Raw genomic sequence first — 20592 nt, 5'->3', positions numbered from 1 at the left:
CGGGGTGCGCGGCGGCGTCGGTTGCGGCTGGGCGCGCGGCGGGGTCGGACGCGGCGGCGTGGGCCGGGGCGACGGGGTCGGCGGCGGAGGGGTCGGTTCCGGCGGCGGGGTCGGCTCGCTGGTCGTCTCGACCGGGGCGGTGGCCACGTCCTCGGTGATCAGCTCCTCGCTGGGGTTCAGCGGCTGGGCGCCCAGCACCTCGACCTCGGACACCACCTGGACCGGCACGGCGTTGCTGATCGGCAGCGGCGCCGGCGGCTTGCCGAACATCAGGGTCCACGCGATCAGACCGGCCGCGCCCGCGTGGACGACGATCGAACCGACGATGGCGGTGGCGTTGGAGCGATCCACCCCGTCAGCCCTCCCCGGGCGTCGGGGCGGTGTCGGTGATCAGGTTCAGCTTGGTGAAGCCCTCGGACGACAGGCGGGCCATCACGCGGGCCACGGCCTGATAGGGGGCCCGGCCGTCGGCGCGGACGAAGACCGGCTTCTCGCGCGCACCCGCGCCGCCTTCCTGCGCCACGCGCAGGACCAGCTCTTCCCATTGCACCTGGCTTTCGCCGACGAAGATTTCGCCGTCCTGCTTGATCGAGACGGTGACCGGCTCGGTCGTGGTCTCGACCGAGCTGGCCTCGGTCTTGGGAAGCTCCACCTCGACGCCGGTCGTCAGCAGCGGGGCCGAGATCATGAAGATGATCAGCAGCACCAGCATGACGTCGACCAGGGGGGTGACGTTGATCTCGCTCAGCGGACGCTTGCGCGCCCGGCGGCGACCGCGGACGTGTCCGCCGCCGCCTGCTCCGCCCATGGCCATGCTCAGACCTCCCGGCGCGGATCAGCCGACGGGGTCGAGCCCAGGCGGCGGGCCACGGCGGCCTGCAGATCGTCGGCGAAGCTCTCCAGACGACCGGTGAACTTGCCCGCGTCGATCGAGAACTTGTTGTAGGCGATGTAGGCCGGGATGGCGGCGAACAGGCCGATGGCGGTGGCGAACAGGGCTTCCGAAATCGCCGGGGCCACGGTCGTCAGATTGGTGTTGCCGGCCGAGGCGATGGCGCCGAAGGCGTTCATGATCCCCCAGACGGTGCCGAACAGGCCGATGAAGGGCGAGGCGGTGGCGACCACCGACAGGACGCCCAGACCGTTCTCGACCCGTTGGCCCTCGCGGGCGATCAGGCTGTCCAGCGCGCGGTCGATGCGGGCCATCAGCAGATTGGCCTGGCCCTCGTTCAGCGCGCCGCGGGTGCGGGCCTCGCGCCAGTCGCTCAGGGCGATGACCAGCATGCGCGGCAGCGGATGGGCCGGGTTCGGTCCGGCCTGGGCCGCGATTTCCTCCAGCGACCGGCCCGAGCCGACCGCGTCCTCGAAGGCGTTGGCCTGGCTGTTCAGCGTGGCGAAGCGCAGCGCCTTGTCGAAGATCACCACCCACGACCAGACCGAGGCCACGGCCAGGCCGACCATGATCGCCTTCACGACCATATCGGCCCGCATGAAGAGGTCGACGGGGTTCAGCATCGAAGAGGCTTCGGCGGCGATGGTCATTCAGGCGTCCTTCCGTGTCCGTCCTGTGCAGCGGACGGGCGTGGCGGTTCTGTGGCGAGTCAGGTGTCGTCAGGCGGTTTAGCGTCGTCTAGCGGCACGGTCACGCTTGTGCACATGACAGGTTCGCTATCGCGGCCTTGTTCGCCTGTGAGGCTATTCGGCGGAGCGGGGCGTGTTCGGCTGGACGGCGACGGAGACCGGGGCGCCGACGCTGATGATCACGCCTTCGTGGCCTTCCTTGGCGATGGAATAGGTGGCCGCGTCGCGCAGCAGCTGGTCCTCGCAGGCCCGGTCGCCGGCGCGGCCCAGATCGGTGCAGCCCCGCTTGGCGGCGTCGGCCCAGCCGCGTACGCGGCGGGTGGCGGCCTCGGCCCGGCTGATGGCGGCCTCGTCTTCCGCCTTGGCCTGGGCGATCAGGGCCTGACGGGCGCCCTGCTGGTACTGCAGCTCGGCCTGGCCGGCCATCTTGCGCTCCCAGACCTTGTAGTAGGGGCAGCCGACCAGACCACCGCCCGCCAGCAGGATCAGCAGCAGGAAGATGGTGATGACGGCGCCGGCGGTCATTCCGGTCTGGTTCATGGGTTCAATCCTCCGCATTCGTGTTCGCGTTTCCAGCCAGCCAGGGCGCGACCTTCTCCAGCAGCGCCTTCGTCGGACGGCGTGGGCGGCCGTCCATGTGGATGCAGACCACCTCGACGTCGGCCCGGCACAGGGCGTCATCGCCGCGCGCGACCTCCTGACGGATCAGCAGGCGCGGCCCCTTCACCGCCTCGTACCAGGTGCGCACGACCAGTTCGTCGTCGATGCGGGCGGGCTTGAGGAAGGTCAGCTCCATCTTCGAGACGACGAAGGCCATCGGCTGATCGTGGTCCAGCAGTTCGGCGTGACCGATCCCCATCAGGCGCAGGCAGTCGGACCGGCCACGCTCGAAATAGCGGACATAGTTGGCGTGATAGACCAGACCGGTGAAGTCGGTGTCCTCGTAATAGACGCGGACGGGCAGGCGATGCTCGCGGCCCTCGAAGCGGCCGGCGGTGGGACGGTCGGTCATTGCGGCAGGTCTCCCCGGCGTTTCAGGAAGCCCGGGCACAGGTCGGACTGGTTCTGGTCGAACTCCATCTTCAGCGGGTCGGTCTCCAGCATCAGACGATTGGGGCGCGAGACGAAGGCCACGACCTCGTTACCGTTGCGGATATAGCCGCAGACCGCGCGGCGGCGTCCGGTCTCCGTATAGGTGACGCGGGCCTGGCGGCCGACGAGGCGGTGGACCTGGGTCTGGGCGCGCTCCTCGGGCGTGGGCTCGGAATGACCGAAGGCCTCGCGGCTGACCAGCCAGAGGATCAGCAGGCCGAGCAGGATCACGCCCCCGCCCAGAACGATGATCAGGCGCTCAATCCGGATTGTCCGTTTCGCCATGCGGCCCCTCCCTGCGCGCGACCATGCCGGGGTTCGGCGCGGAGGTGAACCCTACTTCCCGCCGAACAGGTCGCCGGCTTGGGGGACCTTGGGCGGTTCGGAGAGGCCGAGGTGGCTGTAGGCGCGGGCGCAGGCCATGCGGCCGCGGGGGGTGCGCTGGATGAACCCCTGCTGGAGCAGATAGGGCTCGATCACGTCCTCGACCGCATCGCGCGCCTCGGCGATGGCGGCGGCGAGGGTGTCCATGCCGACCGGGCCGCCGCCGTAGTTCTCGATCAGGGCCTTGAGGAAGCGGCGGTCGTTGGAATCGAGGCCGACCTCGTCGATCTCGAGCCGGGCCAGGGCGCGGGCGGCGACCAGCCTGTCGATGGCGGGCGCGCCCTCGGCGTCGGCGAAGTCGCGCACCCGGCGCAGCAGGCGGCCGGCGATGCGGGGCGTGCCGCGCGAGCGCGAGGCGACCTCGAAGGCGCCGTCCTCGGTGATGGCCGCGCCCATCTTGCGCGCCGTGCCGATGACCACGCGGGTCAGCTCCTGCGGGGTGTAGAACTCCAGCCGCAGCGGAATGCCGAAGCGGTCGCGCAGCGGCGTGGCCAGCAGGCCCGCGCGGGTGGTGGCGCCGACCAGGGTGAAGGGCGCCAGGTCGATGCGGACCGAGCGCGCCGACGGCCCCTCGCCGATGATCAGGTCGAGGACGTGATCCTCCATCGCCGGATAGAGGATCTCCTCCACCTGCGGGCTGAGGCGGTGGATCTCGTCGATGAACAGCACGTCGCGCGGTTCAAGGTTGGTCAGGATGGCCGCGAGGTCGCCGGGCTTGGCGAGGATGGGGCCGGAGGTGGCGCGGAAGCCGACACCCAGCTCGCGCGAGACGATCTGGGCGAGCGTGGTCTTGCCCAGCCCCGGAGGGCCGAACAGCAGGACGTGGTCCAGCGCCTCCTGACGGCCTCGGGCGGCGTTGATGAAGACCTGCAGATTGCCCTTGGCCTGCTCCTGCCCGACGAACTCGGACAGGGTCTGGGGCCGCAGGGCGCGGTCATAGGCTTCGCCGGGGGCGGCCTCGGGGGAGATGATGCGGTCGTCGGTCATTGGCCGCTCCGCGGCTGGGGGGCGAGGGTCGAGGGTCGGGGGGCGAGGGAAGGCTGAGTCTCCCCTGCCCTCACCCTCGGCCCACGGCCTTCAGATCCGAACACCTCGACCCTCGACCCCCGACCCTCGACCCTCATCGCCCCAGCTCCTGAAGCGCCGCGCGGATCACCGCCGACAGGTCCGCCTCCTCGCCCAGACGGATCAGCGCCTGATCGACGGCGCGGCGGGCGTTGATCTCGGCGACGCCGAGGCCGAGCAGGGCCGAGACGGCCTCGCCGGTCAGGCTGGGGACCGGGGCGGCGACGGCGGTCTCGACGTGGACGCCGGGCGCGGTCGGGGTGAAGGACGGCTCGCCCAGCGACTTGCCCTTCAGCTCGGTGACGATGCGCAGGGCCAGCTTGGGGCCGACGCCGTTGGCGCGGGCGACCGCGGCCTTGTCCTCGCGGGCGACGGCGGAGGCCAGCTCGCCCGGCGGCAGGACGTCGAGCACGCCCAGCGCCGCCTTGGGGCCGACGCCCTGAATGGCCAGCATGGTGGTGAAAGCCCGGCGCTCGTCGCGGGTCAGGAAGCCGTAAAGGCGCGGACCGGCGTCCTCGCTCCATTGCGAATGGATATGCAGGGTCGCCTCGTCGCCGGGCGCCGGGAGGCGGCCCAGCGTGCGCGCGCCACAGGCGACCACATAGCCGACACCCATGCAGTCCAGCAGGCAATGGTCCTGTTCGACCTCGGCGAGGACGCCGCGCAGACGACCGATCATGCCGCGCCTCGCAGGGTCTCAAGCAGGGCCCGCTTGCGCAGCTGGGCGTGGGTGATGGCGACGGCCAGGGCGTCGGCGGCGTCGGCCTTCGCATCGCCCGAGGCGGGCAGCAGGCGTTTCACCATGAAGGCGATCTGGGTCTTGTCGGCGTGACCGCCGCCGACCACCGCCTTCTTGATCAGGCTGGGCGAATACTCGGCGACCGGCAGGCCGCAGCGGGCGGGCGCCAGCATGACCGCGGCGCGGGCGTGGCCCAGCTTGAGGGTCGAGGACGGGTTCATGTTGACGAAGACCTCCTCGATCGCCGCCTCCTCGCAGCCGTACTCGCCGCAGACGGCGGTGACGGCGTCCAGAAGGTGCAGCAGGCGCTCGCTGAACGGCGCGGACTCGGGCGGGGTGACGACCCCGTGCGCGATCCAGCGCAGGCGCGCGCCCTCGGCCGAAATCACGCCCCATCCGGTGCGTCTGAGGCCGGGGTCCAGCCCGATGATCCGAGTCGCTTCGTTCGCCATCCGTTCCCTTTTGCCCGAGAGATGGCTAACGGACAATGACCGGACCTAGTCGCCGACGCGGAAATACAGAATGGCCGGCTGGGGCCCGTCCATCTGCACCGACAGCATGTAGATCGGCCGCCCCTGGGTGCTCAGAACATCAAGGCCCGGGTTTCCGGCCATGAGACGGGTCTCGTCGGCGAACGGGCCGGTCCCGGAGAAGACCCACATCGCCGCCGAGGGGCCCGACCGGGGGCGCACCGGCTCGATGCCCAGCCGGTCGGCGAGCATCTCGACGACGGCGTTCAGGCGCACGGTCTCCATGTTGTGCGCATCGACGGAGCAGACGTGCACCTGACCGGGCCCCTCCGGCGACGAAGACATCACCAGGACGACGGGCTGGGGGCCGCCGGGAACCAGAGCATGGCTCATCCGGCCCGCCATGACCGGGGCGCCGGGAGTCGGTTCGAGGAAGGATGGCGGGGTCGGCACCCAGCCTTCGGCGTCCGCCGCCGCCAGCGCCGCCGCCATCCGCCCTCCGTTCGACAGGCAGAACCGGTCGAACAGGCCGATGAACCGGACCTCCGTCGGGGTCGGCTGAATATCCTGCGCCATCGCCGGGCCAGCGGCGAGCAAGGCCAGCAGGCCGAAGACGATGCGTTTCATGAGAAGTCCCCCTGCGCCCGATCTCGCATGCTCCGGGTCGACCGGCAACGACGGCAATCGTTGCATATGCAATGGAACTATGTTTTGCATATGCAATGAGCGACACCACTCCCTGCATCTGCGGCCGCCTGCGCCGCACCTCCCGCGCGCTGACGCGGCTGTATGACGAGGCGCTGGAGCCGGTGGGGATCACCGTGACCCAGTTCTCGGTGCTGCGGACCCTGTCGCGGATGGAACGGCCGACGCTGGTCGAACTGGCCGAGGCGACGGCGCACGAGAAGAGCGCCCTGTGGCGCATCCTGCAGCCGCTGGTGAAGTCCGGCCGGATCGCGACGGCGGCGGAAGCGGGCGCCCGGGCGCAGCGTCTGTCGGTGACGCCCGCGGGGCTGGAGAAGCTGAACGACGCCCTGCCCCACTGGCGCGCGGCGCAGGCGAAGGTGTCCGGGACCCTCGGCGAGCGCGAAGCCGCCCTGATCGCCCTGCTGAAGGAGGTCGAGACCCATGTCTGAGGCCGTGTCATCCAAACTGTCGACCCGCGTCTGGATCATGATCCTGACCGGGGCGGTGATCGTCACCCTGTCGATGGGGGTGCGGCAGTCCTTCGGCCTGTTCCTGAACCCGCTGGGGCTGGAACTGCAGGTGGACCGCCAGACCTTCGGCCTGATCGTGGCGGGGCAGAACCTGCTGTTCGGCCTGTTGCAGCCCTTCGTCGGCGCCTGGGCGGACCGGCACGGCGCGGGCAAGGTCGCCGTGGTCGGGGCCCTGACCTATGCGGTCGGGATGATCGTGGCGGCGACGGCGGCGAACGCCGTGGGGCTGGCCATCGGCTTCGGCGCCCTGGTCGGCCTGGCCATGGCGGGCTGTACGTTCACCGTCATTCTGGGCGCGGTCGGGAAGATCGTCCCGGCGGACAAGCGGACCCTCGCGTTCGGCATCGTCACGGCGGGTGGATCGTTCGGACAGTTTCTGGTCGTTCCGGCGGCGCAGGGCCTGCTGGACGCGCTGGACTGGCGGCTGACGCTGGCGGTGCTGGGCGGCCTGATCGTGCTGATCATCCCGCTGGCGCTGGGCGTGGCGGGCAAGCCCCCGGCGGCGATCAGCGCGCAGGACGGCCCGCCGATCCGCGAGGCGCTGAAGGAGGCCTTCGGCGACCGATCGTTCTGGCTGCTGAACGCAGGCTTCTTCGTCTGCGGCTTCCACATCGCCTTCGTGGGCACCCACCTGCCGTCGTACATCCGGGATCAGGGCCTGCCGGCAGAGGTCGGCGCCTGGTCGCTGGCGCTGATCGGCCTGTTCAACATCGCGGGGTCCTGGCTGTGGGGGGCGTGGGGGTCGAAGCGGTCGAAGAAGGGCCTGCTGGCCCTGCTTTACGCCCTGCGCGGCGTCGCCATCGCGATCTTCCTGCTGGTCCCGATCTCGCCGGTCAGCGTGCTGGCCTTCGCCGCCACCTTCGGCTTCCTGTGGCTGGGGACCGTGCCGCTGACCAACGGGCTGGTGGCGCAAATCTACGGCCTGCGGCACCTGTCGGCGCTGGGCGGGATCGTCTTCCTGAGCCATCAGGTCGGGGCGTTCCTGGGCGCCTGGCTGGCGGGCGTGGCCTTCGACGCGACCGGCTCCTACCTGCTGATCTGGCTGGTCTCGATCGGGCTGGGCCTGCTGGCGGCGGCGGCCAACCTGCCGATCCGCGAGGCGCCGCTGGTCCGGCCTGAAGCGGTCCCGGCGGAATGACCCGCAAGCTGATCATCGCGGCGGCCGTCGTCGGGCTGGCGGGACTGGGCCTGTGGCTTTGGAGCCGGAACGGGCTGGCGGTGTTCGTCGACGCCGCCGTCGCCTTCTGCACCTGAAGCCTATTCATCCCTCGGCATGACCGAGAAGCCCGCCAGACCGTCCTCGGACGACAGGCGCTCGACCAGTCCGTCGATGTCCAGCGGCATGGGGCCCTTCACCTTCAGATGATGCTCATGCAGCTTGCCGTCCTGTGAGACGACATGGCCGAGGCGGACCGCCTTCATGCCGGAGTCGCTGAGCAGGTTGCGCACGCGGGCCTCGCCCGGCGCGGCGTTGCGGCGCCACTTCAGGGTGACGTCCATCACGCCGATGTGGGGCAGTTTCGCATCCGCCAGACGCAGGACGCCCAGCACCGCCAACGTCGCCCCCGCCGCCAGAAGGGCCAGCGGCAGCATGCCGACGCCGAACAGCACGCCGATGGCCGAGGTCACCCACAGGGACGCCGCCGTGGTCAGGCCGTGGACCGAGAAGCCCTCGCGGAAGATCACCCCGGCGCAGAGGAAGCCGATGCCGGTCAGCAGGCCGTGCGACATGCGGGTGGGGTCGATCACCACGTTCTGGCCCGGCAGGGCGATGAAGCTCCAGGTGGCCTGATGCATGGCCGCCAGCATCAGGACACAACTGGTCAGGCAGACCAGAATGTGGGTGCGGAACCCCGCCGGATGCCCGTGGTAGGTTCGTTCGACGCCGATCAGCCCCCCGGCCATCATGGCCGCAAGCACCGGCCAGACCAGATCCAGACCCATCAATATTCGCTCCGTAAACAGACGAATCCTGACCCTAGGCCCGGTTCGGCGGAAGGAGCAAGCGGGCGTCAGTCGTCCCGGGGATCCAGCGAATAGCCGGTGACGCCCTCGATCCCGCGCAGGCGGGCGCCCAGCGCCTTGAGCGCCGGCTCGCCGTCGATGCGGAAGCGGAAGCTGCGACGCAGGGCGCGCCCCTCGTCGATCAGCTCGAAGCGGTCCGCCTTCGCCGAGCGCTGGAGTCCGGCCAACGCCGCCTCGATACGGTCCTCGGCGCCGACGGCGTCGCGGCGCCAGACAATCTCGGCGTCCACCACCGCCTGTTGCGGCAGGCGACGGCTGACCAGCCGCAGGGCGACGAGGATCAGCACGGTCAGCATGGTTCCAACCGCCCCCAGCAGGAACAATCCCGCGCCGAACAGCAGGCCGATGGCGGCGGTGATCCAGAGCGAGGCCGCGGTCGTCAGGCCGTGGATAGAGAACCCCGCCCGGAAGATGACACCCGCGCACAGGAAGCCGATGCCGGTCAGGACTCCGTGCGCCAGCCGGGCCGGATCGGCGATCACCTGCGCGCCCTCGACCGGCATGAACCGCCAGGCCGCCTGGGTGACGGCCAGCTCCATCAACAGGGCCGAGGCGAGACAGACGAGGATGTGGGTCCGGAAGCCCGCAGCCCGTCCCCGCCACTCCCGTTCGAAGCCGATCATCCCCCCGGCCAGCACGGCGGCGAGCAGGGGAAGGGTGAAGCCGGGCAGGTCGCTCAGGGTCATCCGCGAGCAACGGGAGGCGAGCGTGGCGGTTCCGGATCAGCCCGCCGGCGCGGGGGCGGGCTCCGGCGTCGACGGCTTGGCGGCGGGCGGCTGGGTCAGGCGATCCGTCGACGGCAGGGACGACGGCGGCAGCCACACCGGCGGCGGTTCGCCGGTGGAGGACGGCGCCGGCGTCGGCGGCGTCGGCCGCACCCAGCGCGGCGGCGGGGCGGTGAAGGAGATGCCGAAGCTGACGTCGCTCTCGACCGCCCGGCCGTCGATGATCGTCGGCGCGACCCGGGCCCCGGCCAGCGCCGGGCGCATCCGCGCGGCCAGACCGGTGCCCGCGGGCTGTTCGCTGGAGGAGCAGTTGGTCAGGCGGCCGTCGCGGGTCGCCCGGCAACGGAACTGCACGCCGATCCGGCCGACGCCCTCGGGGAAGGCGTCCGCCCCGACCGAAGGCCAGGCCGGGCGCTGCGCCCATTCCAGCGGCTGGCTGGTCGACCGACGGGGCACGGACGAGGGCGCGGGGACCCGGATCTCATGCTTCTCCAGCTCACGCTCGAGAAGGCGGCGCTCCTCGGGCGTCAGCCCTTCGAAGGGGTCTTCGGCGTTGGTGGACGACGGGACGGCGATCACCGGCGGATCGACGGGCACGGGCGGCGCCCGTTCGGCCTCATATCGCGCGCGCTCGGCCTCGCGCTCCGCGGCCAGTTGGGCGCGATAGTCGCCGGACTTGCCGTACTGGTCGACCAGATGAACCGTGGACGCCACGCCCGCGACGGCCAGGGCGACGCTGCCGCCCAGGATCAGGCCGCGCTCCAGACGCGTCCGGACCGGCGGCGCCGCCCGGTGATCATAGCTGTAGGTCATGCCGCCTCCCCGCCTCATCCTGACCGGCTCCGCCGTGCGAATGCAACGGCGAAGACAGCGGCCCCGTCCCGCGCTAGCGTCTTATCCGAACGGGAGGAAGCCCCATGTCCGCAACTGTCGCCGCCCGGCGTCTGACCACCGGCCTGATCGCCGCCGCCGCCCTGACCCTGGCGGCCTCGCCGACGCTGGGACAGAACGACGCCCCGCGCGCCGACCAGCTGGCTTTCCGCGAGCTGTACCGCGAGCTGATCGAGACCAACACGACCCTGTCCGAGGGCAGTTGCACCCTCGCCTCGGAGCGGATGGCGGCGCGGCTGCGGGCGGCGGGCTATGCCGAGGGGGACGTGCGGGTGCTGGTCCCGGCGGAGCGGCCGAAGGACGGCAACCTGGCCGCCGTGCTGCGCGGCAGCGATCCGTCGGCGGCGCCGATCCTGCTGCTGGCCCACATCGACGTGGTCGAGGCGCGGCGCGAGGACTGGGAGCGCGATCCCTTCACCCTGGTCGAGGAGAACGGCTATTTCCACGCCCGCGGCGCCCAGGACGACAAGGCGCAGGCGGCCATCTGGGTCGACACCCTGATCCGGCTGAAGGCCGAGGGCTTCACCCCGACCCGGGACATCAAGATCGCCCTGACCTGCGGGGAAGAGACGTCGGACACCTTCAACGGCGTGTCCTGGTTGCTGGAGCATCACCGCGACGCGCTGCAGGCCGGCTTCGCCCTGAACGAGGGCGCGCGCGGACGACTGGACGCCGAGGGCAACCGCGTGGCGCTGGAGATCCAGGCGGGCGAGAAGGTCTATCAGGACTATCGGCTGGAGATCAGCAATCCCGGCGGCCACTCCTCCCGTCCGGTGCCGGACAACGCCATCTACCGGCTTTCCGCCGCCCTGACCCGGCTGGACGACCACACCTTCCCGACCGAGCCCAACGAGACGGTGAAGGCCTATTTCGCGGCCCTGGCGCCGACCAACCCGGCCTTCGCCGACGACATGCGCGCCATCGGCTCGGCCGCGACGCCCGAGGCGCGGGAGGCGGCGGCGCGGCGGCTGTCGGCGGCGGACCCGGCGTGGAACGCCGTGCTCCGCACCACCTGCGTGGCGACCATGGTCGACGCCGGCCACGCGCCCAACGCCCTGCCTCAGCGCGCCACGGCCAATGTGAACTGCCGCATCCTGCCGGGCCATGACCCGCAGACGGTCCGGGCCGAGCTGGAGCGGGTGCTGGCGGATACCGGGATCGCCGTGACCATCCCCGGCAATATCGATCCGACCTCGCCGCCTCCGCCGCTGAGCCCGGCGCTGATGGACCCGATCCGCGCCGCCGCCGCGGAGCTGTGGCCGGGCGTCCCGGTCGTGCCGTCGATGAGCCCGGGCGCCACGGACGGCCGCTTCACCAATGCGGCGGGCATCCCGACCTACGGGGTGACGGGCCTGTTCGCCGATCCGGACGGCGGCGGCGTGCACGGGCTGAACGAGCGTATCCGGGTGCGGTCGCTGTACGAGGGCCGGGACTTCCTGTTCGCGATCGTGAAGGCCTACGCCCGCTAAGCCCTCAAGCAGAGCGGTTTGCAACCTGTGCGCGCCTGGCCCGTTTTCGGGTCGCAGGCGCACGGCCTGCGCCAGACCGTCATTGCGCCATGACCGCCTGCCCGGATCGTAGCCTGTGCCCGGAGAATTTCACGGCCCTGAAGGCCGAGGTGATCCGCGCGGCCGTCGAACTGTCCGACGCCCAGCTGATGGAGCTGAGCGACACCCTGCACAGCATGATCCGCCTGCGCCGCCCCGGTCGCCCGATCAGCGATGACGCCGGATGGATGGTCGAGGCGGAGTCGCCCTATCTGCCGTGAGGCCGGCTACGGCGACGGAATGAACCGCGTCGTGTAGGTGACCTGTGCGCCCGGACGGGACTCGTCGGTGAGGCGAGCGCGACGGGCGGCGCGGATGGCGGCGGCGGCGAAGCCGTGACCCGGCGGGTCCTCCTCCAGGATCACGCAGTCGCCGAGACCGCGATTGGACTGGACCACGCAGGTAAGCGTCACCCGCCCCTTCCCCCCGGGGGCGCTGAAGCCCTCTTCGGGGAAGTCCGGCGCGGGATGGCGATCCCAGCGCGGCGCCTCGGCCCGCACCACGACCAGCGGGTCGTCGGAGGCCGAAGGCGGCCGGACCGGAATCCGCTCGACCCGCTCGACCCGCTCGACGACGGTTTCCCTTGAGGCTGAAACCGGAGCCGGCGTCGGGACCGGAGCGGCGGCGTCCTCGTCGCCGTCGGTCCCGATGCGCAGGTTCGAGATCACCCAGGCGATCACCACCGCGGCGGCGACCAGCAGGATGATGAGCATCCACGGCGGACGCCGGGGCTCCTCGATCAGGGGAATCCGGCGGCGCCCCCCGTTCAGGTCCATCAGCCGGCGTACTTGGCCGCGTCTTCGTCCGAGATGTCCTCGTTCGAATAGACGTTCTGGACGTCGTCCTCGGCGTCCAGCGCGTCGAGCAGCTTGAACAGGGTGCCGACGGCCTCGCCGGTGACCGGCACGTCCGACTGCGGCTTCCAGACGATGGCGGTCGACTTCGGGTCGCCCAGCACCTTCGACATGGCCTCGGCCACGTCGTTCAGGTCCTCGAAGGCGGTCCAGATGGTGTGACCCGGCGCGTCCTCATAGATGTCCGGCTTGACCAGATCGCTCTCGACGTCCTGGGCGCCGGCCTCGATGGCGGCCTCCATGACGGCGTCTTCCGAACCGGCTTCGGCCGGATAGGTGATCTTGCCGACGCGGTCCCACATGAAGGCGACCGAGTTCATTTCGCCCAGCGCCCCGCCGTTCTTCTTGAAGGCGGTGCCGATGTTCGAGGCGGCGCGGTTGCGGTTGTCGGTCAGGGCCTCGACGATGATGCCGACGCCGCCGGGGCCGCGGCCCTCGTAGCGGACCTCTTCCATCGTATCGACGTCGCCCGACGAGGCCTTGTTGATGGCGCGGGCGATGACGTCCTTGGGCAGGCTTTCGGCCTTGGCGTTGTTCACCGCCAGACGCAGGCGCGGGTTCATGGCCGGGTCGGGCATGCCCGACTTGGCGGCGACGGTGATGTCGCGCGACAGCTTGGAGAACAGCTTGGAGCGCTGGGCGTCGGCGCGCCCCTTGCGGTGCATGATGTTCTTGAACTTCGAATGGCCGGCCATGGATCTGTCTCTTGGTGTTTGGTCGCTAACGCTCGCGGCGCGGCCGCTCGCTGCTTGAGCGCCGGTCGCGGCGGAAAAGTCGGAGCCGCGATCTAGCCGATGGCGGACACGGTGTCACGATTCAGGAACCTGTAGAGCTTTACAGGCATTTCGGGACCAACAGACGGAGCCCCTGACATGACCGCCGAAGACGCCATCTACGCCGCCGAGGGCTATCACGACGAGGACCTGCACGAGGCCGACATTGTCGAGTGGTACGAGGCGCGCCCCGTCACCGTCCCGACCGCCGTCGCCACCGGCGCCGTCATCGGCGCCTTCGCCCTAGGCGTGCTGACCGCGGTCGGCGCCCTGGCGCTGATGGGACGGCTGGAGGACTAAGGGCTCCAGCCCGCCGCCTTCAACGCCTCCTCATAGCGGGAAGCAATGGATGCCTGTGGCGGCATCGGACCGTCCTCAAGCGCATGCATTACGAAATCGGCGGGCAATGAGACGCCGTACTTTCTCACAAAGTACGACAGATCGACCCGCCAGACCCACACCCCATCCGAGACGAGGCTGGGTCCACCGGAAATGGCTGTACCCTCATCCAGGGGATCGATGGTGACCCCCATGACATCGACGACGCCCGCGCCTTTCTCAAGATAGGCCGCGACAGCCTCTGCAGTCTTCCAGTTCATCCCGCCCCTGCAGACCGCGAGGTGCGGACGTCCATCGTCCCCCGGTTCCAATTCTGCAAAGAAGCCGACGGGCTTCAGGGCCTCGGCTTCGATCACGTCTTCAGGCTTTCCAGGAAGCCGCGCATCTTCTCGTCCACCGAGACCGGCCGCTTGCTCTCGCGGTCGACGTAGACGTGGACGAAATAGCCGACGGCGGCGGCTTCCTGTTCGTTGTTGCGGAACAGGCCGATCTCGTAACGCACCGAGCTGGTGCCGACGTGGGCGACGCGGACGCCGGCCTCGATCTCGTCCGGGAAGGCGGTCGGGGCGAAGTAGCGGCAGCCCGTCTCGACCACCAGGCCGATGGTCTGGCCGTTGTGGATGTCCAGCACCCCGTTGACGACCAGCAGCCGGTTCACCGCCGTGTCGAACCACGAATAATAGACGACGTTGTTCACGTGACCGTAGACGTCGTTGTCCATCCAGCGGGTCGAGATCTGCTGGAAGCGGCGATAGTCGCCGCGCTTCGTGCGTTCGATGGTGCCGGTCAAAATTCACTCCCTCCTGTGTCGCGCTACCGCTCGGCGCGCGGCGCCTCGCTGCTTGAGCGCATTCGTTGGTCGTTTCCCCCGAGCGCGTCTGATGCACACTTCGGACGAACAGCGTTGGGCTTGGCGGACGCGGCGTCAAGCGCCCGTATCGAAATCGTTTAAGTTGGGCGACGCCCAACTCAACCCAGATTTCGATCCAGTTTGATGCTGGATCATTTTCTGGATTCGGGCCGTTGGCCCGAAGCGAAAATGATCTAGCGTAAACGTCATGAGCACGATCCAGACCCGCGCCGCCGTCCTTCGCGCCATGGGCGCCACGCGGCCCTATGCCGACAGCCGTCCGCTGGCCATCGAGACCGTGACCCTGGACCCGCCGGGCGCCGGGGAAGTGCTGGTCGCGGTGAAGGCGGCGGGCCTGTGCCACTCGGACCTCAGCGTCATCAACGGCGACCGGCCGCGCCCCATGCCGATGGCGCTGGGCCATGAGGCGGCGGGGGTGGTCGAGGCGGTCGGACCGGGGGTCGACGACCTGAGCCCCGGCGACCACGTCGTCATGGTCTTCATGCCCAGCTGCGGCCACTGCCAGCCCTGCGCCGGGGGCCGCCCGGCCCTGTGCGAGCCCGGCGCGGCGGCCAACGGCAAGGGCGAGCTGCTGGGCGGCGGAATCCGGCTGCACGGCCCCGACGGCGACCTGCATCACCACCTCGGCTGCTCGGCCTTCGCGGACCGGGCCGTGGTCTCGCGCCGGTCGCTGGTGAAGGTCCCGGCCGACCTGCCGTTCGAGCACGCGGCCCTGTTCGGCTGCGCGGTCCTGACCGGAGTCGGGGCGGTGGTGAACACGGCGCAGGTGCGGGCCGGACAGTCGGTGGCCGTGGTCGGCCTGGGCGGGGTCGGCCTGGCCTCGGTGCTGGGCGCGCTGGCCTCGGGCGCGAGCCCGGTCGTGGCCGTGGACCTGTCGGAGGACAAGCTGGCGCTGGCCCGCTCGCTGGGCCCGGTCCTGACCGTCAACGCCGCCGACCCGGACGCCGTGGAGCAGGTGCGCGCCCTGACCGGCGGTGGGGCCGATGTGGTCCTCGAAATGGCCGGTTCGGTCCGCGCGCTGGAGTCCGCCTGGAAGATGACCAGGCGGGGCGGGACCACGGTCACCGCCGGCCTGCCCCCGCCCGAGGCGGCGCTGGCGGTCAATGTGGTCAACCTCGTGGCCGAGGAGCGGACCCTGAAGGGCAGCTATATCGGCACCGCCATCCCGTCGCGCGACATCCCCCGCTACATCCAGTTGTTCCGCGACGGCCGCCTGCCGGTCGACCGGCTGCTGACCGGGACGGTCAAACTCGAGGACATCAACGCCGCCTTCGACGCCCTGCACGCGGGCGAGGCGGTGCGCACGGTGGTGACCTTCGGCGACTGAGGGCCTACCCCTCCGCCCCATGACCCAAGCCCCCCTGCGCCGCCTGATCGACCTGCCCGGCATCGACGCCCTGGAGATGAAGGCGCTGATGAAGCCCCGCATGGCCGACCCGGACGAGCGCCATGAGTTCCCCGAGATTGATGAGGCCGCAAAGGTCGCCTTCGGCCTGACCCCGGACGAGGCCGAGGCCGTCGCCCTGCCCGGCGACTGGGACGGCGTCGAGCGGCTGGAGGGCTTTGACCTGACCGACGCCTTCGAGGCCGAGGGCTGGGACGTCACCGACAACAAGCGCAAACCCCTGCGCATGATCCGCCATTGGGCCCTGCCTCTGGCGCTGGCCATGCGCGGCGTCGCCGGCGAACTGCCCTTCGCCCCGGAGCCCGGGCCCGACGAGCCGGGCGACGACTGGGGAGCGAAGATGGCTGCCGAGGCGGTGAGGTTCAGGAAGCGGTAGGGGCCCGGCCTCGCGCGCCCGCGCCTCCGCGAGGAACAGCAGGGCGGGCACGATGAACTGGTGCGGATCGATGGCGAAGGGATGTCAGAGGGTTGGGTGGCGGCGAATGCGCGGGTTCGAGATGAACTCTCACGTATTTTTGAGGACTTGGAGGGACGCGAAGGAGGACATCATCCTCCGCCAGAGTTGAGAGTTGTGGACTAAGGAGGTGATGCCAGGGCAGCCTCTGACGATGCATGCTCAACAACGCGAACGTCCTGCCAATCGAAGCTACACCCTCGACGAAGTTGAGGCCGGCATGTGCATTTGGGAGGAGCTTGATGAACGCTCCCGTGGTCCAAGAAGCCAGTCCCGGTTTGAACGCTGGCGGGAAAAACACGGGACCGCGGCGCTTCGCAACCAAGCGCTCGCTTTGATCGAATATTGCGATGCGATGTTCTACGCGCTTCCCGCTGAAGAGTGGGACGGTGTCGCCTACGACTGGGAGATCGTTCCTTATCTCCTCGACTTCGTCGTCGCTGATCGCGACGAGCTGATCCCCGTCCTGCCGACGACCCCGGAGATCGCTGCCGCTGTGGCCAAGATTCTGCGCGGCTGAGCCTACGCGGGCTAAGCATGAACTCCTGCGCATTTTTGGGAGGACTTGGAGGCCGATCACAAACGGCCCGCTTGTCATCCCGGCCGGAGCGAAGCGGAGAGCCGGGACGGTGTTGCGTGTCCTGTGACCCACGCCCGGACAGCCCGTCAGGGCTGAGCCGGGCGACAGCCAGCCCCGGGCCCCACCCTGCTCCCGGATAAACGCTGCGCGCTTTCCGGGAGAGACTGAAACGAAGGGGCGGCGCGTCCCGGCTCTCCGCTTCGCTCCGGCCGGGATGACAAGGCGTGCGGCTGACGCCGAATGCCAATGATCGACCCTTGACCCTTTCCCATCGGGAGAGGTGCGACGCCGAGCCCACACCCCTTATCCGACCGGCTCCGCCGGCCACCTTCTCTCGCAAGGGGAGAAGGAACGATTCAGAATACCGCCCGAGGAAGGGCTCCCCCTTCGAATGAGAGGCTAGCGCCACGCTTAGTCATGCGACTAACCTGCGATAGATGCCGACTCGCTTTCACCAACTCCGGGTAGGAAGTCCAAAGAGGGGTGCTGAATGAGCGCCCTCTCCGAACGTTTGGCGTCTCTCCCGCCCGTGCATCGGAACGCGTTGAAGTGGTTCTGGGACCGCAGGGGCGCTCTGATCGATTGGCCTGAACCCCTCGACGGTCTGTTTTTGGTCAACCGTCCCAAGGGCATTCACAAGCCAGCGAATTGGGATCACGTCCTGAGCGTCAGGCAATCGCTCAACGGCCCGTACGCCGATAAGCCTCCGCAAGGCTCTTATGACGCCGAGTGGAGGTATCAGTACTTTCAAGAAGGCCTGGATCCGGCGTCACGAGACAAGTTCGCGTCAAACCGCGGTCTCGTAAGGTGCAAAGAGGATGAGGTTCCAGTCGCAGTCCTTATCCAAGAAACAGGCAAACCTCGCGTTCGCTATCGCGTGTGGGGCCTCGGTCGGGTCATCGACTGGAAGGACGGCTACTTCACGATCGAGGGTTATCTTCCCGATGGCGAAGAGCAGCCAGCCCTTGAGGCGACAGAGCCTTTGCTCGCTATGGCAGCTGAACCAAAAGCCTTAGACAGCGTCGAAGACGCGCGGCGTCTGATCGAAAGGCAAATCGTTGCTCGTCAGGGCGGGGCGGCGTTCCGCGCAGAGGCTCTTGAGCGTTCGGGCAGCCGCTGCGCCATCACGAACTGGGAGGTCCCCGCGGTCCTCGAAGCTGCCCACATCGTGCCCTATCGCGGCCTCCTCACGAACGAACCGGACAACGCCCTTCTCTTACGCGCGGACATCCACACCTTGTTTGATCGAGAGCTGCTCTCGATAGATCCGCAGACCCTGCGAGTCGTACTGGCTGACTCTCTGAAGAACAGCCCATATGCCGCTTACGAAGGCGTCGAGGTGAGACTGCCTACGGGGGTCACATCAGCAACGCTCACGCAGCGCTTACAGGAGCGACGAGCCCTGCTGGCCAAAGGCACATAGTCTGAGGACAAGCCCGGGTCAGCTGAAATCAATCAGCCCGTACTTCTCCGCATACCACTCGACGAACGCCTCCGGCGGCTGAGCGAAGCGCCAGTAGCGGAGGATGTCCTCATCGGACCAGCCCGCGTCTTCGGCGTCGATGCACCAGTCACGTTTCATCACCGCGTTGACGCGAACGAGCCAGTCGCGACAGGGCTGAGGGAGCGTGGGGGACATGCGGTCGAGGCTGTGCCGGCGCCGACCGCGATGCAACCACCCGAGGGTTGTGGTCAGACCACCCGCACCCCGACCCCGTCCTCGCCGCCAGGCTTGCTGACCGAGACGTCGAAGACTTCGCCGCCGAAGGCGAGGCCGCGGACGGCGCGGTCGAGGATGGAGCGGACCTCGTCGGCGGGGCGGTCGGTGCGGACGTCGAGGTACCAGCCCATCTGCTGCGCCTCGTTCCAGCGGGCGCGGGCCAGCCAGGCGGCGGTGACGGGGACGGCGCGGAAGGCCTCGTTGAGGCGGCCGATCAGGGCGATCGGGTGCTGGGGCTCGGGCACGTCGGCGAGGTCGACGCTGCCGCTGGGCCGTTGGGCGGCGACCGGCACCGGGGCGTGTTGGAGCACGGCGGCGATCTGGTCGGGATTGAGCAGCAGGCCCTTGCCGTCGGCCGGGTTCAGCAGGATCACCGCCTCACGCAGGATCTCGAACAGCTTGCGGCCGTTCATGGCCAGGATGCGGGTGTCCTTGCCGAACATCTGCACCGCGCGGCGCGGATCGGTGAACAGGGTGACGGTGTTGCGGCCGTCGTTCAGCACGACGCCGCGCAGGACCAGGTTCTCGCCCTCGCGCAGGACCTTGGGGCCGTCGTCGCCGGCGACGCCGCCGATGCTGCCGGCCTCGGGCACGGCATAGAGGTCGGCCTCGAGCATCAGCTGCTCGAACAGGCCCATTTTCGTGGAGTCCGCCAGCCCCTCGTACAGGGCCACCTCCAGCGGGTTCATCGGATTGTCGGTGAAGGTGATGGGCGAGGTGGTGTCGGTCATGGTCGGCTCAACTGAAAACGGTCCGACAGATGACGGGAGCGGGCGCGCGGCGTCAACGGCCACGCGCCCGTCCGGACACAGGTACAAGCGAGCGGCCCCTCAGCCGCCCGGCCGCCCTTAGGCGAGCACCACGATGGTCACGCGGCGATTCTGGGCGCGACCTTCGGGGGTATCGTTCGAGGCGATCGGCGATTCCTCGCCGTAGGAGATGGCCGCCATGCGGTTCAGGGCGACGCCGCGACGGCTGAGGTAGCGACGCACGGCCTCGGCCCGGGCTTCGCCCAGACGGTCATTATGGCCTTCATCGCCGACGCTGTCGGTGTAGCCCTGGATCTCCAGGTAGACGTTCTGGTTTTCACTGGCGAGACGCTGGGCGAACTCGGTCAGACGGGCCTCGGCTTCCGGCGACAGGGTGTTGCCGTCGGTCGGGAACTTCACCGAGTCGTCCGACAGGACGACCTCGTACAGGAACTTGCCCTCGGCCAGCTTGTGCGCCGCGTTGGCGCGGGCCAGGGCCTCGCCGGCGGTGCCCTCGACCGTGGTCACGCGGGCGTCGACCACGGCGGTCTGCTCGCGGACGAAGCGGTGGCTGGCGCAGCCCGAAGCGGCGACGCCGAAGGCCAGGATAACGCCAACGGCGGCTGCCGTTTTGAATTGCGGTTTGATCAAGAGTCTCTCCATCAATGTCCCGGTGCGCCAATCCCGGTTGTCGCGCATGCCGCCCAGCACAGGTTGCCCAACGGCGAACGGCGGCTGAGGTTGCATGAGACGAAAAGAAGCTGTGCAGAGAATTTCGGAAAACTGATCTCGCATCGGCAACGGTAAAGCTTGGAAATGACTTTCCTTGCGGCGCCATGATGCTGACGCGAGGACGGACTCATCATGAGCGGTCGGGAACTGATCTAACAGCGTTCGGGAGAGCGGATGAGAGAGACCGGACGGCCGGACGGCAGACGACGGGCGCTGCGGCGCGCCGGCGCGACGGCGGGCGCGGTGCTGGCGCATCTGGCCCTGCTGCCGGTGCTGTTCGCGGCGCGCGGCGACCCCGGGCAACTGCCCGCGCCGACCGATCCCGTGCTGATGGTCGAGCTGGTTCCGCCGGAGCCGCCGCCGCCGCCTCCCCCGCCGC

Annotated in this window: 29 protein-coding genes and 1 pseudogene; 10 read left to right on the top strand and 20 right to left on the bottom strand. The window is 69.4% G+C overall.

The genetic code is table 11. The features are described 5' to 3' along the window. From VGE03_RS13570 to VGE03_RS13525, 10 genes are all read right to left on the bottom strand, one after another. A partial coding sequence (locus VGE03_RS13570) for a hypothetical protein (protein WP_331047006.1) occupies positions 1 to 351 on the bottom strand: 351 nt, incomplete at its 3' end. Between the two features lie 4 nt (positions 352 to 355). After that, on the bottom strand, positions 356 to 814 hold the full coding sequence (gene tolR / locus VGE03_RS13565) for a protein TolR (RefSeq protein WP_331047005.1): 459 nt from the start codon (positions 812 to 814) through the stop codon (positions 356 to 358). Between the two features lie 2 nt (positions 815 to 816). Next, positions 817 to 1542, bottom strand: coding sequence for a protein TolQ (gene tolQ / locus VGE03_RS13560; protein ID WP_331047004.1), 726 nt, complete (start codon positions 1540 to 1542; stop codon positions 817 to 819). Between the two features lie 153 nt (positions 1543 to 1695). Further along, positions 1696 to 2121, bottom strand: a complete 426-nt coding sequence (locus VGE03_RS13555; RefSeq protein ID WP_331047003.1) for a hypothetical protein — start codon at positions 2119 to 2121, stop codon at positions 1696 to 1698. 4 nt (positions 2122 to 2125) lie between these two features. Next, positions 2126 to 2593 carry a tol-pal system-associated acyl-CoA thioesterase gene (gene ybgC / locus VGE03_RS13550; protein WP_331047002.1) on the bottom strand — a complete coding sequence of 156 codons (468 nt, stop codon included), beginning with the start codon at positions 2591 to 2593 and terminating at the stop codon, positions 2126 to 2128. Beyond that, positions 2590 to 2958 carry a hypothetical protein gene (locus VGE03_RS13545; RefSeq protein ID WP_331047001.1) on the bottom strand — a complete coding sequence of 123 codons (369 nt, stop codon included), beginning with the start codon at positions 2956 to 2958 and terminating at the stop codon, positions 2590 to 2592. The genes ybgC and VGE03_RS13545 overlap by 4 nt, the downstream gene beginning before the upstream one ends. A 51-nt stretch (positions 2959 to 3009) precedes the next feature. Next, positions 3010 to 4044, bottom strand: coding sequence for a Holliday junction branch migration DNA helicase RuvB (gene ruvB / locus VGE03_RS13540; RefSeq protein ID WP_331047000.1), 1035 nt, complete (start codon positions 4042 to 4044; stop codon positions 3010 to 3012). Between the two features lie 133 nt (positions 4045 to 4177). Continuing rightward, positions 4178 to 4801 carry a Holliday junction branch migration protein RuvA gene (gene ruvA, locus VGE03_RS13535; protein WP_331046999.1) on the bottom strand — a complete coding sequence of 208 codons (624 nt, stop codon included), beginning with the start codon at positions 4799 to 4801 and terminating at the stop codon, positions 4178 to 4180. Continuing rightward, complete coding sequence (gene ruvC, locus VGE03_RS13530) at positions 4798 to 5313, bottom strand: crossover junction endodeoxyribonuclease RuvC (protein ID WP_331046998.1); 516 nt, start codon at positions 5311 to 5313, stop codon at positions 4798 to 4800. Before ruvC ends, ruvA begins: the two co-directional genes overlap by 4 nt. A gap of 45 nt (positions 5314 to 5358) precedes the next feature. Next, entirely contained in the window at positions 5359 to 5958 is a 600-nt protein-coding gene (locus VGE03_RS13525) for a hypothetical protein (protein WP_331046997.1), read from the bottom strand. Positions 5959 to 6053: 95 nt separating this feature from the next. Here VGE03_RS13525 and VGE03_RS13520 point away from each other — a divergent pair, with 95 nt between their 5' ends. Further along, a complete protein-coding gene (locus VGE03_RS13520) occupies positions 6054 to 6467 on the top strand; it encodes a MarR family winged helix-turn-helix transcriptional regulator (protein ID WP_331046996.1) in 414 nt (137 codons plus the stop codon). Beyond that, positions 6460 to 7686, top strand: coding sequence for an MFS transporter (locus tag VGE03_RS13515; protein WP_331046995.1), 1227 nt, complete (start codon positions 6460 to 6462; stop codon positions 7684 to 7686). The genes VGE03_RS13520 and VGE03_RS13515 overlap by 8 nt, the downstream gene beginning before the upstream one ends. 119 nt (positions 7687 to 7805) lie before the next feature. On the opposite strand, the gene VGE03_RS13510 is transcribed toward VGE03_RS13515, so the two are convergent. From VGE03_RS13510 to VGE03_RS13500, 3 genes are all read right to left on the bottom strand, one after another. Beyond that, positions 7806 to 8492 carry an MgtC/SapB family protein gene (locus VGE03_RS13510; RefSeq protein ID WP_331046994.1) on the bottom strand — a complete coding sequence of 229 codons (687 nt, stop codon included), beginning with the start codon at positions 8490 to 8492 and terminating at the stop codon, positions 7806 to 7808. A 68-nt stretch (positions 8493 to 8560) separates the two neighbouring features. Next, positions 8561 to 9259, bottom strand: a complete 699-nt coding sequence (locus tag VGE03_RS13505; RefSeq protein ID WP_331046993.1) for an MgtC/SapB family protein — start codon at positions 9257 to 9259, stop codon at positions 8561 to 8563. Positions 9260 to 9295: 36 nt separating this feature from the next. After that, positions 9296 to 10111 carry a hypothetical protein gene (locus VGE03_RS13500; RefSeq protein ID WP_331046992.1) on the bottom strand — a complete coding sequence of 272 codons (816 nt, stop codon included), beginning with the start codon at positions 10109 to 10111 and terminating at the stop codon, positions 9296 to 9298. Between the two features lie 104 nt (positions 10112 to 10215). On the opposite strand from VGE03_RS13500, the gene VGE03_RS13495 reads away from it, so the two are divergent. Then, entirely contained in the window at positions 10216 to 11658 is a 1443-nt protein-coding gene (locus tag VGE03_RS13495) for a M20/M25/M40 family metallo-hydrolase (RefSeq protein WP_331046991.1), read from the top strand. An 89-nt stretch (positions 11659 to 11747) separates the two neighbouring features. Beyond that, a complete protein-coding gene (locus tag VGE03_RS13490; protein WP_331046990.1) occupies positions 11748 to 11957 on the top strand; it encodes a hypothetical protein in 210 nt (69 codons plus the stop codon). A 6-nt stretch (positions 11958 to 11963) separates the two neighbouring features. On the opposite strand, the gene VGE03_RS13485 is transcribed toward VGE03_RS13490, so the two are convergent. Both VGE03_RS13485 and VGE03_RS13480 read right to left on the bottom strand, forming a co-directional pair. Continuing rightward, positions 11964 to 12512, bottom strand: coding sequence for a hypothetical protein (locus VGE03_RS13485; protein WP_331046989.1), 549 nt, complete (start codon positions 12510 to 12512; stop codon positions 11964 to 11966). Continuing rightward, positions 12512 to 13285: a YebC/PmpR family DNA-binding transcriptional regulator gene (locus VGE03_RS13480; RefSeq protein ID WP_331046988.1), complete on the bottom strand. Its 774-nt coding sequence runs from the start codon at positions 13283 to 13285 to the stop codon at positions 12512 to 12514. Before VGE03_RS13480 ends, VGE03_RS13485 begins: the two co-directional genes overlap by 1 nt. Positions 13286 to 13462: 177 nt before the next feature. Here VGE03_RS13480 and VGE03_RS13475 point away from each other — a divergent pair, with 177 nt between their 5' ends. Beyond that, complete coding sequence (locus VGE03_RS13475; protein WP_331046987.1) at positions 13463 to 13663, top strand: hypothetical protein; 201 nt, start codon at positions 13463 to 13465, stop codon at positions 13661 to 13663. Here VGE03_RS13475 and VGE03_RS13470 read toward each other — a convergent pair. Both VGE03_RS13470 and VGE03_RS13465 read right to left on the bottom strand, forming a co-directional pair. After that, complete coding sequence (locus VGE03_RS13470; RefSeq protein ID WP_331046986.1) at positions 13660 to 14058, bottom strand: hypothetical protein; 399 nt, start codon at positions 14056 to 14058, stop codon at positions 13660 to 13662. The two genes, VGE03_RS13475 and VGE03_RS13470, sit on opposite strands and share 4 nt — an antisense overlap. Further along, positions 14055 to 14492 (bottom strand): thioesterase family protein, encoded by a 438-nt coding sequence (locus VGE03_RS13465; protein ID WP_331046985.1) that lies wholly within the window; start codon positions 14490 to 14492, stop codon positions 14055 to 14057. Before VGE03_RS13465 ends, VGE03_RS13470 begins: the two co-directional genes overlap by 4 nt. Before the next feature lie 268 nt (positions 14493 to 14760). Between VGE03_RS13465 and VGE03_RS13460 the strand changes: the two genes are divergently transcribed. From VGE03_RS13460 to VGE03_RS13445, 4 genes are all read left to right on the top strand, one after another. Next, positions 14761 to 15900, top strand: a complete 1140-nt coding sequence (locus VGE03_RS13460; RefSeq protein WP_331046984.1) for a zinc-dependent alcohol dehydrogenase family protein — start codon at positions 14761 to 14763, stop codon at positions 15898 to 15900. Positions 15901 to 15919: 19 nt separating this feature from the next. Beyond that, positions 15920 to 16354 carry a hypothetical protein gene (locus VGE03_RS13455; protein ID WP_331046983.1) on the top strand — a complete coding sequence of 145 codons (435 nt, stop codon included), beginning with the start codon at positions 15920 to 15922 and terminating at the stop codon, positions 16352 to 16354. A gap of 232 nt (positions 16355 to 16586) precedes the next feature. Next, entirely contained in the window at positions 16587 to 16952 is a 366-nt protein-coding gene (locus tag VGE03_RS13450; RefSeq protein WP_331046982.1) for a hypothetical protein, read from the top strand. 550 nt (positions 16953 to 17502) lie between these two features. Then, complete coding sequence (locus tag VGE03_RS13445) at positions 17503 to 18435, top strand: HNH endonuclease (protein WP_331046981.1); 933 nt, start codon at positions 17503 to 17505, stop codon at positions 18433 to 18435. 18 nt (positions 18436 to 18453) lie between these two features. Here VGE03_RS13445 and VGE03_RS13440 read toward each other — a convergent pair whose 3' ends face one another. From VGE03_RS13440 to VGE03_RS13430, 3 genes are all read right to left on the bottom strand, one after another. After that, on the bottom strand, positions 18454 to 18651 hold the full coding sequence (locus tag VGE03_RS13440) for a hypothetical protein (RefSeq protein ID WP_331046980.1): 198 nt from the start codon (positions 18649 to 18651) through the stop codon (positions 18454 to 18456). Positions 18652 to 18704: 53 nt separating this feature from the next. Next, on the bottom strand, positions 18705 to 19463 hold the full coding sequence (locus VGE03_RS13435) for an SseB family protein (protein ID WP_331046979.1): 759 nt from the start codon (positions 19461 to 19463) through the stop codon (positions 18705 to 18707). Positions 19464 to 19580: 117 nt separating this feature from the next. Continuing rightward, complete coding sequence (locus VGE03_RS13430) at positions 19581 to 20144, bottom strand: OmpA family protein (protein ID WP_414644957.1); 564 nt, start codon at positions 20142 to 20144, stop codon at positions 19581 to 19583. A 243-nt stretch (positions 20145 to 20387) separates the two neighbouring features. Here VGE03_RS13430 and VGE03_RS13425 point away from each other — a divergent pair. Continuing rightward, positions 20388 to 20592, top strand: a pseudogene (locus tag VGE03_RS13425) (hypothetical protein); the annotation flags it as partial.

Source organism: Brevundimonas sp., assembly GCF_036400995.1.
Classification (GTDB): domain Bacteria; phylum Pseudomonadota; class Alphaproteobacteria; order Caulobacterales; family Caulobacteraceae; genus Brevundimonas.
The sequence above is the reverse complement of the archived record's forward strand: the minus strand, read 5'-3'. Positions and strand labels throughout refer to the sequence as shown.

What these genes read in the sequence shown, in the direction of transcription:
- tolR (WP_331047005.1), bottom strand. Translation starts at nt 814, where the DNA reads ATGGCCATGGGCGGAGCAGGCGGCGGCGGACACGTCCGCGGTCGCCGC.
- tolQ (WP_331047004.1), bottom strand. Translation starts at nt 1,542, where the DNA reads ATGACCATCGCCGCCGAAGCCTCTTCGATGCTGAACCCCGTCGACCTC.
- VGE03_RS13555 (WP_331047003.1), bottom strand. Translation starts at nt 2,121, where the DNA reads ATGAACCAGACCGGAATGACCGCCGGCGCCGTCATCACCATCTTCCTG.
- ybgC (WP_331047002.1), bottom strand. Translation starts at nt 2,593, where the DNA reads ATGACCGACCGTCCCACCGCCGGCCGCTTCGAGGGCCGCGAGCATCGC.
- VGE03_RS13545 (WP_331047001.1), bottom strand. Translation starts at nt 2,958, where the DNA reads ATGGCGAAACGGACAATCCGGATTGAGCGCCTGATCATCGTTCTGGGC.
- ruvB (WP_331047000.1), bottom strand. Translation starts at nt 4,044, where the DNA reads ATGACCGACGACCGCATCATCTCCCCCGAGGCCGCCCCCGGCGAAGCC.
- ruvA (WP_331046999.1), bottom strand. Translation starts at nt 4,801, where the DNA reads ATGATCGGTCGTCTGCGCGGCGTCCTCGCCGAGGTCGAACAGGACCAT.
- ruvC (WP_331046998.1), bottom strand. Translation starts at nt 5,313, where the DNA reads ATGGCGAACGAAGCGACTCGGATCATCGGGCTGGACCCCGGCCTCAGA.
- VGE03_RS13525 (WP_331046997.1), bottom strand. Translation starts at nt 5,958, where the DNA reads ATGAAACGCATCGTCTTCGGCCTGCTGGCCTTGCTCGCCGCTGGCCCG.
- VGE03_RS13520 (WP_331046996.1), top strand. Translation starts at nt 6,054, where the DNA reads ATGAGCGACACCACTCCCTGCATCTGCGGCCGCCTGCGCCGCACCTCC.
- VGE03_RS13515 (WP_331046995.1), top strand. Translation starts at nt 6,460, where the DNA reads ATGTCTGAGGCCGTGTCATCCAAACTGTCGACCCGCGTCTGGATCATG.
- VGE03_RS13510 (WP_331046994.1), bottom strand. Translation starts at nt 8,492, where the DNA reads ATGGGTCTGGATCTGGTCTGGCCGGTGCTTGCGGCCATGATGGCCGGG.
- VGE03_RS13505 (WP_331046993.1), bottom strand. Translation starts at nt 9,259, where the DNA reads ATGACCCTGAGCGACCTGCCCGGCTTCACCCTTCCCCTGCTCGCCGCC.
- VGE03_RS13500 (WP_331046992.1), bottom strand. Translation starts at nt 10,111, where the DNA reads ATGACCTACAGCTATGATCACCGGGCGGCGCCGCCGGTCCGGACGCGT.
- VGE03_RS13495 (WP_331046991.1), top strand. Translation starts at nt 10,216, where the DNA reads ATGTCCGCAACTGTCGCCGCCCGGCGTCTGACCACCGGCCTGATCGCC.
- VGE03_RS13490 (WP_331046990.1), top strand. Translation starts at nt 11,748, where the DNA reads ATGACCGCCTGCCCGGATCGTAGCCTGTGCCCGGAGAATTTCACGGCC.
- VGE03_RS13485 (WP_331046989.1), bottom strand. Translation starts at nt 12,512, where the DNA reads ATGGACCTGAACGGGGGGCGCCGCCGGATTCCCCTGATCGAGGAGCCC.
- VGE03_RS13480 (WP_331046988.1), bottom strand. Translation starts at nt 13,285, where the DNA reads ATGGCCGGCCATTCGAAGTTCAAGAACATCATGCACCGCAAGGGGCGC.
- VGE03_RS13475 (WP_331046987.1), top strand. Translation starts at nt 13,463, where the DNA reads ATGACCGCCGAAGACGCCATCTACGCCGCCGAGGGCTATCACGACGAG.
- VGE03_RS13460 (WP_331046984.1), top strand. Translation starts at nt 14,761, where the DNA reads ATGAGCACGATCCAGACCCGCGCCGCCGTCCTTCGCGCCATGGGCGCC.
- VGE03_RS13455 (WP_331046983.1), top strand. Translation starts at nt 15,920, where the DNA reads ATGACCCAAGCCCCCCTGCGCCGCCTGATCGACCTGCCCGGCATCGAC.
- VGE03_RS13450 (WP_331046982.1), top strand. Translation starts at nt 16,587, where the DNA reads ATGCATGCTCAACAACGCGAACGTCCTGCCAATCGAAGCTACACCCTC.
- VGE03_RS13445 (WP_331046981.1), top strand. Translation starts at nt 17,503, where the DNA reads ATGAGCGCCCTCTCCGAACGTTTGGCGTCTCTCCCGCCCGTGCATCGG.
- VGE03_RS13440 (WP_331046980.1), bottom strand. Translation starts at nt 18,651, where the DNA reads ATGTCCCCCACGCTCCCTCAGCCCTGTCGCGACTGGCTCGTTCGCGTC.
- VGE03_RS13435 (WP_331046979.1), bottom strand. Translation starts at nt 19,463, where the DNA reads ATGACCGACACCACCTCGCCCATCACCTTCACCGACAATCCGATGAAC.
- VGE03_RS13430 (WP_414644957.1), bottom strand. Translation starts at nt 20,144, where the DNA reads ATGGAGAGACTCTTGATCAAACCGCAATTCAAAACGGCAGCCGCCGTT.